The sequence below is a fragment of the Parabacteroides sp. AF17-28 genome, assembly GCF_003479205.1.
Classification (GTDB): domain Bacteria; phylum Bacteroidota; class Bacteroidia; order Bacteroidales; family Tannerellaceae; genus Parabacteroides; species Parabacteroides acidifaciens.
The window spans coordinates 13,977-30,287 of the sequence record NZ_QUGV01000031.1; the positions used below are offsets into that span (position 1 = coordinate 13,977).

Annotated in this window: 14 protein-coding genes; 10 read left to right on the plus strand and 4 right to left on the minus strand. The window is 43.9% G+C overall.

The window, feature by feature from the left end:
• Entirely contained in the window at nucleotides 1-831 is an 831-nt protein-coding gene (locus DWW90_RS17840; RefSeq protein ID WP_122345963.1) for an endonuclease VIII, read from the minus strand.
• A 122-nt stretch (nucleotides 832-953) separates the two neighbouring features.
• Here DWW90_RS17840 and DWW90_RS17845 point away from each other — a divergent pair, with 122 nt between their 5' ends.
• From DWW90_RS17845 to DWW90_RS17860, 4 genes are all read left to right on the plus strand, one after another.
• A complete protein-coding gene (locus DWW90_RS17845) occupies nucleotides 954-1,967 on the plus strand; it encodes an N-acetylmuramoyl-L-alanine amidase (RefSeq protein ID WP_122345964.1) in 1,014 nt (337 codons plus the stop codon).
• A gap of 74 nt (nucleotides 1,968-2,041) precedes the next feature.
• Nucleotides 2,042-3,277 carry an anaerobic sulfatase-maturation protein gene (locus DWW90_RS17850; protein ID WP_122345965.1) on the plus strand — a complete coding sequence of 412 codons (1,236 nt, stop codon included), beginning with the start codon at nucleotides 2,042-2,044 and terminating at the stop codon, nucleotides 3,275-3,277.
• 8 nt (nucleotides 3,278-3,285) lie between these two features.
• The gene (locus tag DWW90_RS17855; protein ID WP_115498959.1) at nucleotides 3,286-4,818 is read left to right on the plus strand and encodes a TldD/PmbA family protein; all 1,533 of its coding nucleotides are present in this window, start codon (nucleotides 3,286-3,288) and stop codon (nucleotides 4,816-4,818) included.
• A 32-nt stretch (nucleotides 4,819-4,850) separates the two neighbouring features.
• A complete protein-coding gene (locus DWW90_RS17860; protein ID WP_122345966.1) occupies nucleotides 4,851-6,170 on the plus strand; it encodes a TldD/PmbA family protein in 1,320 nt (439 codons plus the stop codon).
• Between the two features lie 66 nt (nucleotides 6,171-6,236).
• On the opposite strand, the gene DWW90_RS17865 is transcribed toward DWW90_RS17860, so the two are convergent.
• The 3 genes from DWW90_RS17865 to DWW90_RS17875 are packed head-to-tail and all read right to left on the minus strand — an operon-like array spanning nucleotide 6,237 to nucleotide 9,333.
• The gene (locus DWW90_RS17865) at nucleotides 6,237-6,890 is read right to left on the minus strand and encodes a hemolysin III family protein (protein ID WP_115498957.1); all 654 of its coding nucleotides are present in this window, start codon (nucleotides 6,888-6,890) and stop codon (nucleotides 6,237-6,239) included.
• 4 nt (nucleotides 6,891-6,894) lie between these two features.
• Nucleotides 6,895-7,101, minus strand: a complete 207-nt coding sequence (locus DWW90_RS17870; RefSeq protein WP_122345984.1) for a heavy-metal-associated domain-containing protein — start codon at nucleotides 7,099-7,101, stop codon at nucleotides 6,895-6,897.
• A gap of 21 nt (nucleotides 7,102-7,122) precedes the next feature.
• On the minus strand, nucleotides 7,123-9,333 hold the full coding sequence (locus DWW90_RS17875) for a cation-translocating P-type ATPase (protein WP_122345985.1): 2,211 nt from the start codon (nucleotides 9,331-9,333) through the stop codon (nucleotides 7,123-7,125).
• 188 nt (nucleotides 9,334-9,521) lie between these two features.
• Here DWW90_RS17875 and DWW90_RS17880 point away from each other — a divergent pair, with 188 nt between their 5' ends.
• The 6 genes from DWW90_RS17880 to DWW90_RS17905 all read left to right on the plus strand — a co-directional run bounded on the left by DWW90_RS17880 (nucleotide 9,522) and on the right by DWW90_RS17905 (nucleotide 16,303).
• Nucleotides 9,522-9,974, plus strand: coding sequence for a YhcH/YjgK/YiaL family protein (locus tag DWW90_RS17880; RefSeq protein ID WP_115498955.1), 453 nt, complete (start codon nucleotides 9,522-9,524; stop codon nucleotides 9,972-9,974).
• Nucleotides 9,975-10,335: 361 nt separating this feature from the next.
• Nucleotides 10,336-10,698, plus strand: a complete 363-nt coding sequence (locus DWW90_RS17885; protein WP_122345967.1) for a response regulator transcription factor — start codon at nucleotides 10,336-10,338, stop codon at nucleotides 10,696-10,698.
• Nucleotides 10,699-10,703: 5 nt separating this feature from the next.
• Nucleotides 10,704-11,867, plus strand: a complete 1,164-nt coding sequence (locus DWW90_RS17890) for a sugar transferase (protein WP_122345968.1) — start codon at nucleotides 10,704-10,706, stop codon at nucleotides 11,865-11,867.
• An 18-nt stretch (nucleotides 11,868-11,885) separates the two neighbouring features.
• Complete coding sequence (locus tag DWW90_RS17895) at nucleotides 11,886-12,689, plus strand: TolC family protein (RefSeq protein ID WP_115498952.1); 804 nt, start codon at nucleotides 11,886-11,888, stop codon at nucleotides 12,687-12,689.
• Nucleotides 12,689-14,851: a hypothetical protein gene (locus DWW90_RS17900; protein WP_122345969.1), complete on the plus strand. Its 2,163-nt coding sequence runs from the start codon at nucleotides 12,689-12,691 to the stop codon at nucleotides 14,849-14,851. The genes DWW90_RS17895 and DWW90_RS17900 overlap by 1 nt, the downstream gene beginning before the upstream one ends.
• 3 nt (nucleotides 14,852-14,854) lie before the next feature.
• Nucleotides 14,855-16,303 carry an O-antigen ligase gene (locus DWW90_RS17905; protein ID WP_122345970.1) on the plus strand — a complete coding sequence of 483 codons (1,449 nt, stop codon included), beginning with the start codon at nucleotides 14,855-14,857 and terminating at the stop codon, nucleotides 16,301-16,303.
• Nucleotides 16,304-16,311 lie beyond the last annotated feature (8 nt).

Genomic DNA, 16,311 nt, shown 5'->3' on the forward strand with positions numbered 1-16,311 from the left:
TCACACATGGAGCGGCTGGCAGTCCGGGCAGAAATAGACCGTGCCTCCTAAATAAGCCTCTTTGGATATGATTCCACCGCAACATGGGCAGGGGGACGTATATGTATTCTTGGACAGGACAGACCGGTAACGGCCTCTGTTTCCCAGGAAGTCAGTTTCCGTATCGCGTCCTCCCCCGTCGGTCATCGCCTGCAAGGTGTTTTTGAGGGAATGGAAAAGTGCTGCTTTATCCGTGTTGAACAGGGAATGGATCTTACGCTTCGGATGCAGCTTCGCATTGAAGAGAATGTCTTGCAAGACGCCATTTCCAAGTCCGGGAATCCGCTGTTCCGTCGCCAAGAATGCTTTTACGGATATGTTCTTCTGTTCGGCAGCCAGCTTCCCTTCGAAAAAGGATTCGTCAAACTGTTCACTCAAGGGAGAAACACTTTCAAGACTCAGCGTATGGTATTTATTGTCTAACGCATGGCGGAAAACAGAAATACTTCCGTACATACTTGTCGTAAAGCTTACGTATGACTCATCATCGAACGTAATCAGCAATTGATACTTCGACGGTACCGGATCGCCCGGACGCCCGTAGCGCATATTGATCCCGTCTGAAATACTGAGAAAGACATCTTCGTCCATACAAACATCGACAAAAATACCCTTTCCTACGGCAGATATAACTGTCCTTCCAACTAAAGAATCCCTGATTTCCTCCGGAGTTCCACTGAAAAAAGTAAACTTGTGCAAATGGGTGGCACCATACACATTTGTTATACAGCGCCCGGCAAGAGTCTGTTCCACTTGGCGGCCAATCGTAATAGCTTCGGGTAATTCAATCATATTAATAATATATTTGCGATTACTACATACAGTCAGACAAATATAATGAAACAAAATCAAGCATATTTTATTATCCCGGGAAAAAATTCTATTTTTGTCTACATTTAGTAATTTATACACCAATGAAGGTCAAACTTAGTATTATACTATCGCTTTTAATCACCCTGCTTTGCGCCAACCAGTTACAAGCTCAGGAGAAGGCTTTCCCGAAAAAAGGGGAAGGCATCGCTCTTTTTCTGAAACGCCACAACCGCACCGGCGCAGACTATCAGAAGCAATTCATCGAGCTAAATAAAAGCAAATTAGGAAAAGGTAACACCCTGCGGATGGGAGTCAAATATACGCTTCCGCCTTTACAAGGTAAGGAAGCCGCCGTCGCTGCAGCCAAACGGGCGAACTACGAACCGTTGTTCGGCAAGGAGCTTGCTTCCTACAAAGTAACCTCGTCCGAACTGAAAGGCGCCTGCTTCTATTTAGTCAGCGGGCATGGAGGGCCCGATCCCGGCGCAATCGGACGAATTGGCTCCGTCGAGCTGCACGAAGACGAATATGCCTACGACATTGTCCTGCGCCTGGCGCGCAATCTGATGATGAAAGGCGCCAAAGTGCACATCATCATACAGGATGCCAAAGACGGAATCAGGAACGACAAATACCTGAGCAACAGCAAGCGGGAAACCTGTATGGGAAGCCCGATCCCCTTCAACCAGGTACGCCGCCTGCAACAGCGGTGCGATAAGATAAACGCACTGTTCAAGCAGGATAAATATGCTTACAAACGGGCAATCTTCGTACACGTGGACAGCCGTAACAAAGGCCACCAGACGGACGTGTTCTTCTATCACCAGAACAAGAACTCCGAAAGTAAGAACCTGGCCAAGACCATGCGGACCACCTTCACGCACAAATATAACAAACACCAGCCGGGACGCGGGTTTACCGGGACAGTGGACGGACGCAACCTGTATGTCTTGCGCCACACGACACCGGCTTCCGTCTTTGTCGAATTGGGTAACATCCAGAACAGTTTCGACCAGCAACGGATCATCCTGAGCGACAACCGCCAGGCATTAGCAAACTGGTTATGCGAAGGCTTTGTTACCGATTATAACCGTTATAAGAAAAAAACACGGTAAAAAAGTAACACCCGTTCGTTAAAAAGACTACATTTGCAATTGAAACTAAATAAGAACATCGTTTTAAACATACCATGAGTAATCCTTATATATCCCCGTTCGCTAAACCCGTATATGTAATGCTGAAGCCCGTCGGATCGGTTTGTAACCTGGCGTGCGAATACTGCTATTACCTCGAGAAAGGGAAACTTTACCCCGAGGTGAAAAATCATATCATGAGCGAACAACTGCTGGAGAAATTCATCAAGGACTATTTAGAATGCCAGACGATGCCGCAGGTTCTTTTTACCTGGCATGGCGGCGAAACGTTGATGCGCCCTATCAGTTTCTACAAGAAAGCGCTGGAGCTGCAACGCAAATACGGGCGCGGACGCCAGATAGACAACTGCATCCAGACTAACGGAACACTGCTGAACGACGATTGGTGCCGTTTCTTCAAAGAAAATAATTTCCTTGTAGGCGTCTCGATAGACGGCCCGCAGGAGTTTCACGACGAATACCGCCGGAATAAGCAGGGGCTTCCCTCCTTTTATAAAGTGATGAAGGGAATCGAACTGCTGAAAAAGCACGGTGTGGAATATAATGCAATGGCGGTCGTAAACGATTATAATGTGGATTACCCGCTGGACTTTTACAACTTTTTCAAGGAAATAGACTGTCATTACATCCAGTTCGCCCCTATCGTGGAGCGTCTCGGGTTCCATCAGGACGGGACGTTACTGACTTCACCGGAGCAGCAAGACGCCAACATCAAACTGGCGCCCTTTACGGTAGACGCCGGGAAATGGGGTGATTTCCTTTGCGCGATCTTTGACGAATGGCTGAAAGAAGATGTCGGCAACTATTACATCCAACTTTTCGACTCTACATTAGCAAACTGGGTAGGCGAACAGCCGGGCGTTTGTACGCTGGCACGCACCTGTGGACATGCCGGAGTGATGGAGTTCAACGGCGATGTATATGCCTGCGACCATTTTGTATTTCCCGAATATAAGTTAGGTAATATCTATACCCAGACACTTACCGAAATGATGTACAGCCAGCACCAACTGAAGTTTGGTGCCGATAAATACGAAAAGCTCCCTACGCAGTGTAAGGAGTGCGAATACTTGTTCGCCTGTAACGGCGAATGCCCCAAGAACCGTTTCCTTCACACGGCTGACGGCGAACCCGGACTGAACTATCTTTGTAAAGGATATAAGAAATTCTTCAAACATGCGGCTCCTTATATGGACTTCATGAAAAAAGAACTGTTGGCACAACGCCCGCCTGCCAACGTGATGCAATGGGCAAAAGACAATAAACTATAATCGAATATATGAAATACAACAGACGTGATTTTATTAAAACAGGAGGTATGGTTATGCTCGGATCATTAGCGGTTCCCTCTTTCTTGGGAAGTTGTGCCGGTAATGAAGCAGACAAGGCTACCGGTATCTCATTCGCTCAGAACCATTTTGGTGTAAGTGAAAGCGACATGAAAAAAGTGCTGGCAGCAGCACTCGAAAAAGGCGGTGATTATGCCGACTTGTTCTTTGAACATTCTTACCGGAATAACATCGGATTGCAGGACGGGGCGGTAAACCGCGCTTCTTCAAATATTGACTTCGGTATGGGTGTACGTGTATTGGCCGGCGATCAGACCGGTTATGCCTATGTAGAAAACGTAACGCTCGACGAGATGCTGAAAGCAGCCCGGACGGCTGCCCGCATCGCAACAGGTTCGGCCGGCAAAGCTCCGGTAAACCTGACAGAGGAACCGATCATTAATAATTATTACGGCATACAGACTCCTTGGGATGAGATTGCCGTAAACGCAAAGACTCCTTACCTGCAGAAGCTGAACGACCAGATTTTTGCACTCGACAAACGGGTACATAAAGTAATGGCTTCATTAGGTGACACGACTTCACATATCCTGTTCTGCAACTCTGAGGGACAGACGTACTATGATTACCGTCCGATGGTAACATTGAGTGCGGTCTGCATCATGGAAGACAATGGCAAAATAGAAAACTCGTATGCTTCCCGCGCTTTCCGTATGGGAGCCGAGTTCCTGACGGACGATATCATCAGCGAAGTGGCAAAAGAAGCGGTGGAAAAGACTTCTATCCTCTTCCAGGCAATCAAGCCTAAAGGAGGTGAAATGCCTGTCGTAATGGGTGCCGGCGGTTCCGGTATCCTGCTCCACGAAGCAATCGGGCATGCTTTCGAGGCTGACTTCAACCGTAAGAATACCTCTATCTTCTCCGACCAGCTGAACAAGAAGGTCTGCAACGAGCATATCAACGTAGTGGACGACGGGACGATCCCCTTCAACCGTGGTTCTGTCAATATCGACGACGAAGGTATTCCCGGCCAGAAGACATATATCGTAAAAGAAGGTATCCTGACCAGCTACATGCACGACCGTATCAGTGCCAAACATTACGGTATCCCGTCAACGGGCAACGGCCGCCGCGAATCATTCCGTCAGATGCCGATCCCGCGTATGCGTGCTACCTATATGGAAGCCGGCAACGTAACGGAAGAAGAGATGATCTCGACAGTGAAGAAAGGTATTTATGCTTCCAGCTTCACCAACGGACAGGTACAGATCGGTGCAGGCGACTTCACGTTCTTCGTGAAAGACGGTTACCTGATCGAGAACGGCAAGCTGACACAGCCGATCAAGGATATCAATATCATCGGTAACGGTCCGCGTGCGCTGGCCGATATAACGATGGTCGGAAACAATTATAAGATGGATAACGGCACCTGGACATGCGGTAAGGACGGACAGTCCTGCCCGGTTACCTGTGGTATGCCATCTGCTTTGGTTAGTAAACTCACAGTGGGAGGAGAAAGCTAATTTCATAATTCTTAATTCATAATTAGAATAGCATGATAACGAACGAAAATAAAAAACTGGCTCAATGGGCGATGGAGTTTGCCCTGAAAAACGGTTGCCAGGCCTCACGCGTGAGTATCTATAACGGCTCAAGCAGTTCTTTCGAAATACGCGATATGAAAATGGATCGTTTGCAGCAGGCATCGGAAAACAGTCTGGTGATCCACCTGTATGTAGACGGACGTTTCGGTTCTTTCTCCACAAACCGGCTGGATAAAAAGGAGCTGGAAGGTTTTATCCGCAATGGCATCGATTCGACCCGGTTCCTGGCAGAAGACAAAGCCCGTACATTGCCCGACGCTTCTCTCTATTATAAAGGTGGCGGTGCAGACCTGCAGCTGATGGATCCGAAATTCGATTCGATACAGCCGGACGACAAAGTGGCACTCGCCATGAATGTCTGCAACGAAATGATGGGTAAAGACGACCGCATCATCTCTGCCAACTCATCTTACAGCGACGAGAAAGACTTCAAATATATGGTTGCCAGCAATGGTTTTGAAGGAGAAGCCTCCGGTTCTTCTTTCAGCCTGGTAGCCAGCATTAGTATCAGGGGCGAAGGCGATGCCCGTCCGGAATCGTACTGGTTCGATTCTTCCCTTTATTACGACACATTGATAAAAGAGGGATTGGGAGTAAAAGCCCTGGAACGGGTCCTACGTAAATTGGGACAGAAAAAAGTAGCTTCCGGCAAGTATCAGATGGTGGTAGACAATATGAACTCCGCCCGCCTGATCTCTCCGGTAATCGACGCTTTATACGGTTCTTCCATTCAGCAGAAAAACTCTTTCCTTCTGGATAAGATCGATCAGAAAGTATTGGGCGACAAGTTAACGATTATCGATGAGCCGCACATGGTGGGTGCATCCGGTGCCCGCTACTTCGATGGCGAAGGTGTAGCGACTAAACGTATGCCGGTTTTTGAAAACGGTATCCTGAAAACATACTATATCGATACCTATTCTGCCAACAAAATGGGCATGAAGCAGACAATAGCCTCTCCTTCCATCCTGACGATGCAGATGGGCAATAAAGATACGGAAGGTTTGATCGCCTCTGTCGATAAAGGTATCTTGGTTACCGGCTTCAATGGCGGTAACAGCAATAGTACGACCGGTGACTTCTCTTATGGCGTGGAAGGCTTCCTGATCGAAAAAGGGAAACTGACACAACCGATCTCTGAAATGAATGCGACCGGCAACATGATTTCCCTGTGGAGCAACCTTGCCGAAATCGGAAACGACCCGCGTACCTATTCCAGCTGGCGCGTTCCTTCGTTAATATTCGACGGGGTGGACTTCAGCGGACTATAATTCGAAAGAATAAAAACAAAAATAAAAGGTGGAAACGGTTAGCGTTTTCACCTTTTATTTTTGTTTTTATACCAACAGATAAACCGATATAAAGTGACAGACGCTTCCCCCGAGCACAAAGAGATGCCAGGCCGGATGCATATATTTGTATTTATCCAAGAAAAAGCACAGACTGCCGGCTGTATAGAAAAGACCGCCGCCAATCAGCCAATATAACACATCCATCGAATCCGTTTCATGAAGAACATGGAGCAAAGGCTTAAAGGCGATAACAACCACCCAACCCATAGCCAGATAGCAGACCGTTTTCAAATGGTCTTTCTTCCTCATCCTGCGAAAACTGAGCCAGACGCCAACCACAGCAGCAATCCATACAACTGCAAAAAGCGTCCATCCCCAATACCCTTCCTGCCGGAGAGCAACCAGGGTAAACGGCGTATAAGTCCCTGCAATATGCAAATAGATGGCACTATGATCGAACCGGCGCAATAGTCTTTTCTGCCGCGCATTCGTCGAAGCATGGTAGAAAGTTGAAGTCACGTATGAAAGCGTCATGCAAACAGAGTAAACGGCAAAACTGCCGACCGCCCAGGGATTACCGCTACGGATAGCCGCTGTCATTAAAACAATGATTGCGGCTATGCCAAAGAGCATCCCGGCACCGTGTGTCAACACATTGGCGACTTCCTCGCCGTGAGTTTGTCTTTGTCGGGCAACCATCCGGTTAAAGCTGTTCGGCTTTGAAACCGGCCTCTTTTACGGTTGCGATCACGGTTGCAGGCGCAATATCCGCTTTTACTTCCAAGACCTTGTTCGGATCAGCCAGATTGATCGACCAGTCGTCCGAAGACATTATCGTATTAAGCTTTGCACCTATTGCAGATACACATCCGCCACATTTGGCATTTGTTTTAAATTTCATTGTTGCCATAATCATGCTAATTTTAAATTGTTATTTCATGAATTTTAATCGTAAACTATTCAATACGACCGATACGGAACTGAATGCCATCGCTGCACTCGCCAACATCGGATTTAACAACAGTCCGTTTACCGGGAACAGGACGCCTGCCGCCAACGGAATGCCTATTACATTATATATAAAAGCCCAGAACAGGTTCTGATAGATCAGCCGGACCGTCTGCTTCGACAGGCGGATAGCCTCGGGAAGCAACAACAGATCGGACGTAATGAGCGTAACCATTGCCACATCCATGGCGATATCCGTCCCTTTCCCCATCGCTATGCTGACATCTGCACGGGCAAGCGCCTGCGAATCGTTAATACCGTCGCCGACCATTGCCACTTTCTTTCCCTGCTGCTGGAGGGAAACGATGTATGCTTCCTTATCGTTGGGCATCACTTCTGCCTTATAATAATCGATTCCCAATGTAGCGGCCACCCGCTCGGCTGTCCGTACACCGTCACCAGTCAAAAGATGGACTTCTATCCCCTGCTTTTTAAGCTCCTTAACAGCGGCGGCTGATGTGGGCTTGATGCGATCCGAGATAGCCAGGACAGCCAACAGTGTGGCATCCTGCCCGTAAAAGACGACGCTTTGCCCCTCTTCCTGCCACTTTCCGATCTGCTTACGTACCTTTTCGGGAACATTTGCCTGGAATATTTCTAACAATCCCTGGCTACCGACCCAATACGTGACACCCTCCACCTGGATGCGGACGCCACGGCCTGTCAGACTTTCGAAGTTATCCGTGTCGCAAACCTTCGCCCCGGAATCATCCAACCAGCGGATAATGGCGGAAGCCAAAGGGTGCTCGGATTTCTGTTCCGCCGTATATAAGATATCCAGATAACGGGTGTTATCCTCTGAAATCCAGTAAGAATCCGTGACAACAGGAATGCCTTCCGTCAATGTCCCGGTCTTATCCATCACAACCGTATCGATCTTACATAAATTCTCCAGTGCAAAAGCATCCTTTATCAGGATATGACGTTCCGCCCCTTTTCCCATTCCGACCATCAAGGCTGTCGGAGTAGCTAACCCCAATGCACACGGGCAGGCGATCACCAAGACCGATACAGCCGATAGCAGTGCATACGAGAAGTATCCTTCACCACCGATAACCAGCCAACAGACAAATGTAATCAACGATAACAAAACGACGACAGGTACAAATATACCGCTTATTTTATCAACAATACGCTGGACCGGCGCTTTACTCCCCTGCGCAGCCTGTACCATCTGTACGATCTGCGCCAGGACAGTTGTGTTGCCAACGCCTGTCGCTTCCATTGTAAAGGCACCTTTCTGGTTGATCGTTCCCGCCAGGACACGGTCGCCTGCCGCTTTCTCCACCGGGATCGGTTCACCGCTCAACATACTTTCATCCACGGATGAATTTCCCTGCAGCAGAGTCCCGTCCACCGGAATCTTTTCCCCTGGACGTACACTCACGACATTTCCCACCTGAAGCGTAGAGATCGGCACTTCTTCCTCTTTCCCATCCGTAACCAGCCGGGCAGTCTTAGGCTGTAACCCCATCAACCCTTTTATAGCCGAAGAGGTACTGTTCTTGGCCCGCTCTTCCATCAATTTTCCCAACAATACAAAGGCTATGATCACTCCGGATGCTTCATAATAGACATGAGGTTCCAAACCTTTATCCAGCCAAAAACCGGGACACAATGTATTGAAAAGACTGAACAGGAAAGCGATCGAAGTACTGAGCGCCACCAATGTATCCATGTTTGCCTTTCCCTTTAACGCATGCCGCACGCCGCTCACATAGAACGAGCGGCCGAAAAAGACCATGATAGCCAATGCCAACGCCATCATAATCCAGTTTCCGAACGGCATATGCATGAATACCATCCCTAACAGGGCTAAAGGAATGGATAACACCCATGCCCCTATCGTATTCCGTTTCAAGACCCTATAATGCTCGCGGGCCATCTCTTCCTGCATGGCCACGGGGTCTTCCGCCTCGACGATCAAATCATATCCGGCAGCCTGTACGGCAGCTTGCATGGCTTGCAAAGTAATAACAGCAGGATGGTAGGTAACCGTCAACGTATTAGCTGCAAAATTCACGGCCGCCTTCTCTACGCCCGGTAAAGCCTGCACCGTGCTCTCCACGTTACCTGCACAAACGGCACAACTCATTTCAAGGACGGGCAATATCTTAGTTTCTATTTCTCTCATATCGCGTTTAGATGTCAAAATTGTTTCCAATAGTATAACAAAGATACGGTTTATTCGGTTATCCCGGAATTAAAAAAAGATTCTGTGAATTTAATAGAATTATTTGCAGAAAGGGGCTATTATTTAACATTCGAATATACGACCTTTGTCCAATAATCAAACGAATGAACGAATAAAATTTAAGACGTATGATACTTGATTCATTGAACAACACAGAAAAAATCGAATGCCTGCATCCTCTATTCAAAAAAGCATTCGATTATGTAAAATCTACCGATTTCTCTAAAATGGAAGATGGGAAATATGAACTGGATGGTTCCCGTTTATATGTAAGCATCGCCAGTATCTTCGGCAAAGAGAAACAAGATGCCGCTATCGAAACGCATAAAAAATACATTGACATCCAGATGCCTTTGTTAGGCGTTGAAAAAATCGGTTGGAAACCCGGATGCGAGTTACAGGAAGAATCTGCTCCATACAATGAACAGAAAGACATTACATTTTATGTCGACCGCCCGACTGCCTACACAAAAATCTACCCGGGACAGTTTGCCATCTATTTCCCGGAAGACGGCCATGCACCCGGTATCGGCCAGGGGAACATCCGTAAAGTAATCGTGAAGGTACAAGTAGAAGAATAAAAACATATATGCTTCGTTTTTAAGACACACCTGTTTTGAAAACGAAGCATATATGTTTTGTATCGAAAACAGAGCCACCAAGCCTAACGCCAGACTGAAAAAGCCATAAATTCCTCCAAAACAGTACAGAATACACATTTTCCGCAAATTTGCAGCTTAATATTCTTTGATTTTCAAAAGTTTTATCTAATTTTGCAAAGACTTGTTCGCGTAGACACTATTATTCCAATGAAATTATAAACGACTAACCCTATCCTAAAAACTTTTAGGTTAGGGATTTTTATTTATGAATATCTGTGTCCAGACATGAAAAGTCAGTCAATTTATAACAGAGTTGCAGGGAAATGTTAAATAGCCGAAGATGAAGTCGATTCTAATTGTTGATGATAAACCGGAGATAGCAAAGATCATTATGATCTACTTATCCAGTTCGTATCAGGTAGTGTACATGGAGAATCCGGTAAAGGCCATATCGTGGATGAACGAAGGTAATATCCCGGACGGTATTATATCTGATCTGAACATGCCGGAAATGAGTGGTGAAGAATTTGTCTGTTATTTGAAAGGGAATGAACTTTTCAATCATATTCCTATTCTGGTCCTATCAAGCGAAGAAGGCAGTGCGACAAGAATACGTTTATTAGAACACGGAGCTGAAGATTTCATCGTAAAACCATTCAATCCTGAAGAATTAAGAATAAGGGTAAAAAGAATTGTAAAATAATAGATATGGAATATATCTTTTGGGGAAATCACTCTTCATTACCGCAACGGTTGGAGAGAGCCTTAAATCAAAGTGTATTAGAATGCCTGACATTGACAAATATTTGTCAGGCAATGGAGCATCTTAACTCTTCCAGTATTTGTGTATTCTTGGAAAAGAATGATGTTCATGCAGATCAGGATACAATTCGGAAATTACGCCAACTTTATTCAAATGCATATATTATTTTGTTCGGCCGTTCATTGAGCAAAGAAGACAAAATTGCATATATAAAGGCCGGAGTCAACTGTGTCATAACGGAAGAGATTACCAAAGAAGACTTACTCCGTTTACTTGCCATAGCCGAAGATTTTTCGAATAAAAAAGCCATAAACGAAAAACCGAATGAAGTTATTGGCGGATTATCATTTTTCCACCTCCCCCTTTGGAAACGGGCTTTCGATATTGTTGCATCATTAGGAGCGATAATATGCCTGTCTCCTGTTTTCATCTTAACCGCTATTGCGATAGAACTGGAAAGCAAGGGGTCGATCGTTTACAAATCAAAACGTGTCGGCAGTAATTACAAAATATTCGATTTTTATAAATTCCGCTCCATGTATCCTGATGCAGATAAAAGGCTGGCTGAATACAGGACGCAAAACCAATATGTCATGGAAGCCGAAGAGTTAAGCTCTTCGGCTCCTGCAGCACTGCAGGTAGCTACGGTAAATGGCCAAATGCCAAGCGCTGTTTTGTTTTCTGATAACTTTAGCACAAATGAGCAAGATTATCTGAAAAATAAATCGACAGAACGGGCCAATACTTTCTTTAAAATGGAAAACGATCCGCGCATTACCCGCGTAGGTCAATTTATCCGCAAATACAGTATTGATGAACTCCCGCAGCTATTCAACATACTAAAAGGCGATATGTCTGTTGTTGGTAATCGTCCTCTGCCCATCTACGAAGCGGAGCAACTTACTTCTGACAGTTACATAGAACGTTTTATGGCCCCTTCAGGGTTAACCGGCCTTTGGCAAGTGGAAAAGCGGGGAAGCTCCGGCAAATTGTCACCCGAAGAACGTAAACAACTGGATATTAAATATGCCCGTACATTTTCTTTCGCGCTGGATATGAAAATCATCTTACGCACTTTTACTGCTTTTATCCAGGAGGAGAATGTTTAAACCCGAAGGAGGAACACCATGAAAACAACATTTATATTATTATTGATATTCAGCTCCATACATTGCATAGCTCAAAAAAAGAAAAGCTATACAGACAATGCTACTGTCGTGGAAGTCAGTGCCAATTCCGAGTCCGATTCCATACAGGCAATGTTGGATGATTACGAGCGCATTCAATTGCCTCCCCTATCCGTATTCCTTCAATCCGTCTACGAGCATCCATCTGTAAAGATCTATGAAGCAAGGCGGGACGAGGCAAATGCGGAACGGGAAATCACGCATCGCGAATGGCTCAATTATTTGAGATTGCAAGGAACATATCAATACGGACGAAATAACCTCTATTCGACTTCTATCACAGAGGGAACCCCTGTAGACCCTATAATCAGTAACGTTGGGAACAATCAGAATTTATATAATGTTGGGGTGTCTGTCAGCATCCCAATAGGGGATTTGACAAGTAGGAAACAAAAAAACAGAGTAAAGAAAGCACAATATATTCAGCTGCAATCTGAATATGAAATGTCGGTAGAAGAACGGAAATTAATGATTTTACAGGCCTACAACAATGTACTCCAGCAATTAGCAACACTAAAAGCAAAATCTGATGCAGCCGCTTTATACAATGCCCAAATGAAAATATCAGAACAAGATTTCATTAATGGGAAAATCGACATTACATCACTTTCCCTTGAAAGAGGACGTCGTTCAAGTGCTGTAATCACCTATCAGGAAGGCCGTGCCGCTCTACATAATGCCGTTACATTGCTCGAGATGCTTACAAACGTAAAGATTATCAACAGAAGCAACCAGGAAGAATAATGAATATAACATTATATATAATACGTTTTCTTTACCGGATTCGATATCAACTAATATTTGGCTCTGTCATCGTTACAGGGTTAGTCATTTATTTTTCCCGCTTCATACCTAAAACATATACCGTAAAAACAACAATCTATACAGGTATTGTCACAGATACAGGCTTAAATAGCGATCAACAGCCGACTAACTGGAAATCGGTAGAGAATATGTTCGATAATTTGGTTAAACTAACCAAAGAAAAAGGTGTGCAAAAGAATATCGCGATTAAGTTACTGGCTATAAATCTTGTTCATGGAAATCTCGATGAAGACAATCTTTACATAAGGGCAAAAAACTATAAGGATCTGATAAAAACAATTCCGGCAGACTTATTACAGTTGGTCGACAGGAGCTCTGAAGAAAAAACAATTGAGAACTTCATGAAATACATGAAAAATGATCCGGAAAATTACTTGTATGGATTACTAAATAGCGATGGTCCATTTTATAGTTATAAGACACTATCCACTCTTGTTGCCAAAAGGCTGGACAACAGTGACCTGATAGAGATATCTTATCAAACGACAGATCCGGGTATCACATTAAGCACAGTCAAACTAATATACGACGAGTTGCGCTCTGCCTATGAGGATATACGATATAAAACAACAAACGACATTGTGGCTTATTATGAAAAAGAGCTAAAAAAGCAACAAATAAAATTATCTGGTCTGGAAGACAAATTGGTTAATTACAATGTAGAAAACAGCGTGATTAACTATCCAGAACAAACAAAAGCCATCGCTAATTCATTTTCTGATTTTGAAGACCGCTACGAAGCAACCCGAAGAGCTTACGAAAGTGCGGACAAAATCATTCTGGAGATGGAACAATATATGAATACCCGAACAAAGTTGGTGAAAGCCAATGAAGAATTCATTCAAGCTTTGAATGAAATTTCTTCCATCAATGGAAAAATAACTGAAATCGAGACGTTCAACTCGGAAGAGATGCAAGCTAAAGATACTGAACTTCAAAAATACAAGACGCAACTAAAAAATGCCGAACAGAAGATATCTTCTTTGACAACGATGATAAATAGTTATAAAGAAAGTAAAGAAGGCGTTGCTGTTGACGGGCTTGTTGACGAATGGCTTAAGCAAACCATTGCGAAAACAAAAGCTAAAGCCGAGTTGGATGTTTTAGAACAAAGAAAAAAGGTTTACAATGAACAATATAAGATTTATTCTCCTATTGGAACACAATTAGATCGGCAACAACGCGAAATTAAAATATTAGAACAATCCTATTTACAGATGTTGCACGCGCTTAATATGGCTAAAATGAAACAAAAAGATATACAACTTACTTCTGCCACGTTAAGAATGATTTCCGAACCGACGTTTCCTATTATGAGCGATAAAAGTAAGCGTATGTTGTTGGTAATAGGAGCTTTTATGGGTAGTTTGTTGCTTATTATCGGCTTTAACCTGCTAATAGAATTACTGGATCGTACACTACGGGATGCAGACCGTGCCAAACGGCTTACGGGGCTGCCGGTTCTGGCTGCATTTACCGGACACATAAATCTGAAATACCGAGGGTTTACAAAAGCATCAAACAGGGTTGTTGCAGCCTATTGCTGTAATCAATTAAATGTATTTTTACGATTAGGCCAGACTGCAATCATTAATCTGATCAGTTTTGGAGAACAAGAGGGAAAAAGCTTTATCGCTTCTTACTTGCAGGAATACTGGGAAGACCTGGGATTCAATGTAAAAATCATAACCTATGGTAAAGACTATAATTCCCAATCGATGGTGTATGCCCAGGCCCAGAGTATTTTTAATATTTACGAACCGCCATACGGGCAAGATAGTCCGGATATCCTTATAGTCGAATATCCCCCATTAAGAGAATATACCATCTCTACAGACTTATTGCAGGAAGCGCAAGTCAATCTGTTAGTGGCAGATGCTTGCCGGGTCTGGGCTACCAGCGATAGCCAACTACTGGACCATTTTAGAAAGCTGATTAAAGAAAAACCTCTTTATTTACTGTTGAACCGTACGGAACGTGAATTTGTAGAAGATTTCACCGGCCAGCTTCCTCCCTACTCCGGATTGAAGAATCTGATATTCCGACTAAATCAATTTGGTATTACAGCTAATAAAGCCTGATTAATGGATAACACAAAAAACAACACAATGCTTTTCAGTCCCTATTTCTTTCTGGTGATAGGACTTACGCTGTTAGTTTACACCTTGCTTCGGGAAGCATGGTTAATGGCTGCTGCTGTTGTTATTATACCATTTTTAGCGCTTTACATATTTACGGTACTGAACAAACCCTACTTAGGCTTTATCACATTGTTCACAATGAATTATTTTTTCATCGGGGTACTACGTTATATAAATATCCAGAATAGTAGTGTCATCATGGATATTTTCATTTTTTTCCTTTTAACTTGTATCTTTCTTTATTCATTGTGCGGAGGTAAAATACCCTGGCATAGAGCCAATAATAAATTATTATATATTTCACTTATTTGGATGACGTATGTATTTCTGGAACTGTTTAATCCTTCAGGAATGGTGGAAGCTTGGATATTCACTCGTACTCATTTCTATAATTTCACATTGTTGGTTGTATTAACATCATTGCTATTAAACAAGGTTCAGGATATAAAAAACATTCTTTTATTACTATCCATATTTACCCTGATAGCCATAGGTAAAGTTCTTATACAACGTTACATCGGTTTCGATGCCGGAGAAAAAATCTGGTTAATACAAAGCGGCAGTTACAAAACCCATCTTCTGGCAAGCGGAACACGCTATTTCTCGATTTTTTCAGATGCCGGAAATTTCGGTTCAAATATGGGAATGGCATCTGTCATTTATATGATTCTATCTTTTTATACTCCCAGAAAAGGACTCCGCTATTATTACAGATTCGTATCATTATTTGCCATTTATGCATTGATGTTATCCGGTACACGTGGTGCTATGATTGTTCCCCTTGGAGGATTAGGTATGTTTATCATTCTGAATAAGAATATTCGCTATATTGTCACAGGTGGTATATGCTTAATTTTTATATACGTCTTTTTCGCCCATACTTATATCTTAAATTCAAATCAGCAGATACGCCGCATGCGTACAGCATTCCATCCGGAAAGAGACGCTTCCTACCTTGTGAGAAAAGCAAACCAGCAACGACTGGCTGAATACATGGTTCACAAACCGTTCGGTGAAGGCGTCGGTCTGGCTGGCGGAGAAAACAGGCGTTTTTCTGTACGTTTTACGACTCAAATTCCAACAGACTCTCATTTTGTCAGTATTTGGGTACAATACGGAGTTGTTGGACTATGCCTGCATATAGCCATTCTACTTTTTGTTATTATATACAGTGCCTACCTGATTATGTTCCGCATCCGAAATAGAGAATTGAAAGGCATGTTGATAGCCATGAATTGCGGCCTGTGGGGTATTATGCTCAGTGCATACGGCAATAACTTTTTCTGGCAATACCCAACAGGATATCTCGTGTACATATTTCAGACTTTTCTTGTTTTAGGAGAGTCGTATGACAAGGAATTAACAGAACAAACAAAATTAGAACCAATATAAAAACAGAA

Bases quoted from the DNA above. Each gene is read 5' to 3' on its own strand.
- DWW90_RS17870 (WP_122345984.1), bottom strand. From the start codon at position 7,101: ATGGCAACAATGAAATTTAAAACAAATGCCAAATGTGGCGGATGTGTA.
- DWW90_RS17890 (WP_122345968.1), top strand. From the start codon at position 10,704: ATGGAATATATCTTTTGGGGAAATCACTCTTCATTACCGCAACGGTTG.
- DWW90_RS17865 (WP_115498957.1), bottom strand. From the start codon at position 6,890: ATGGTTGCCCGACAAAGACAAACTCACGGCGAGGAAGTCGCCAATGTG.
- DWW90_RS17875 (WP_122345985.1), bottom strand. From the start codon at position 9,333: ATGAGAGAAATAGAAACTAAGATATTGCCCGTCCTTGAAATGAGTTGT.
- DWW90_RS17860 (WP_122345966.1), top strand. From the start codon at position 4,851: ATGATAACGAACGAAAATAAAAAACTGGCTCAATGGGCGATGGAGTTT.
- DWW90_RS17850 (WP_122345965.1), top strand. From the start codon at position 2,042: ATGAGTAATCCTTATATATCCCCGTTCGCTAAACCCGTATATGTAATG.
- DWW90_RS17855 (WP_115498959.1), top strand. From the start codon at position 3,286: ATGAAATACAACAGACGTGATTTTATTAAAACAGGAGGTATGGTTATG.
- DWW90_RS17905 (WP_122345970.1), top strand. From the start codon at position 14,855: ATGGATAACACAAAAAACAACACAATGCTTTTCAGTCCCTATTTCTTT.
- DWW90_RS17900 (WP_122345969.1), top strand. From the start codon at position 12,689: ATGAATATAACATTATATATAATACGTTTTCTTTACCGGATTCGATAT.
- DWW90_RS17880 (WP_115498955.1), top strand. From the start codon at position 9,522: ATGATACTTGATTCATTGAACAACACAGAAAAAATCGAATGCCTGCAT.
- DWW90_RS17895 (WP_115498952.1), top strand. From the start codon at position 11,886: ATGAAAACAACATTTATATTATTATTGATATTCAGCTCCATACATTGC.
- DWW90_RS17885 (WP_122345967.1), top strand. From the start codon at position 10,336: ATGAAGTCGATTCTAATTGTTGATGATAAACCGGAGATAGCAAAGATC.
- DWW90_RS17840 (WP_122345963.1), bottom strand. From the start codon at position 831: ATGATTGAATTACCCGAAGCTATTACGATTGGCCGCCAAGTGGAACAG.
- DWW90_RS17845 (WP_122345964.1), top strand. From the start codon at position 954: ATGAAGGTCAAACTTAGTATTATACTATCGCTTTTAATCACCCTGCTT.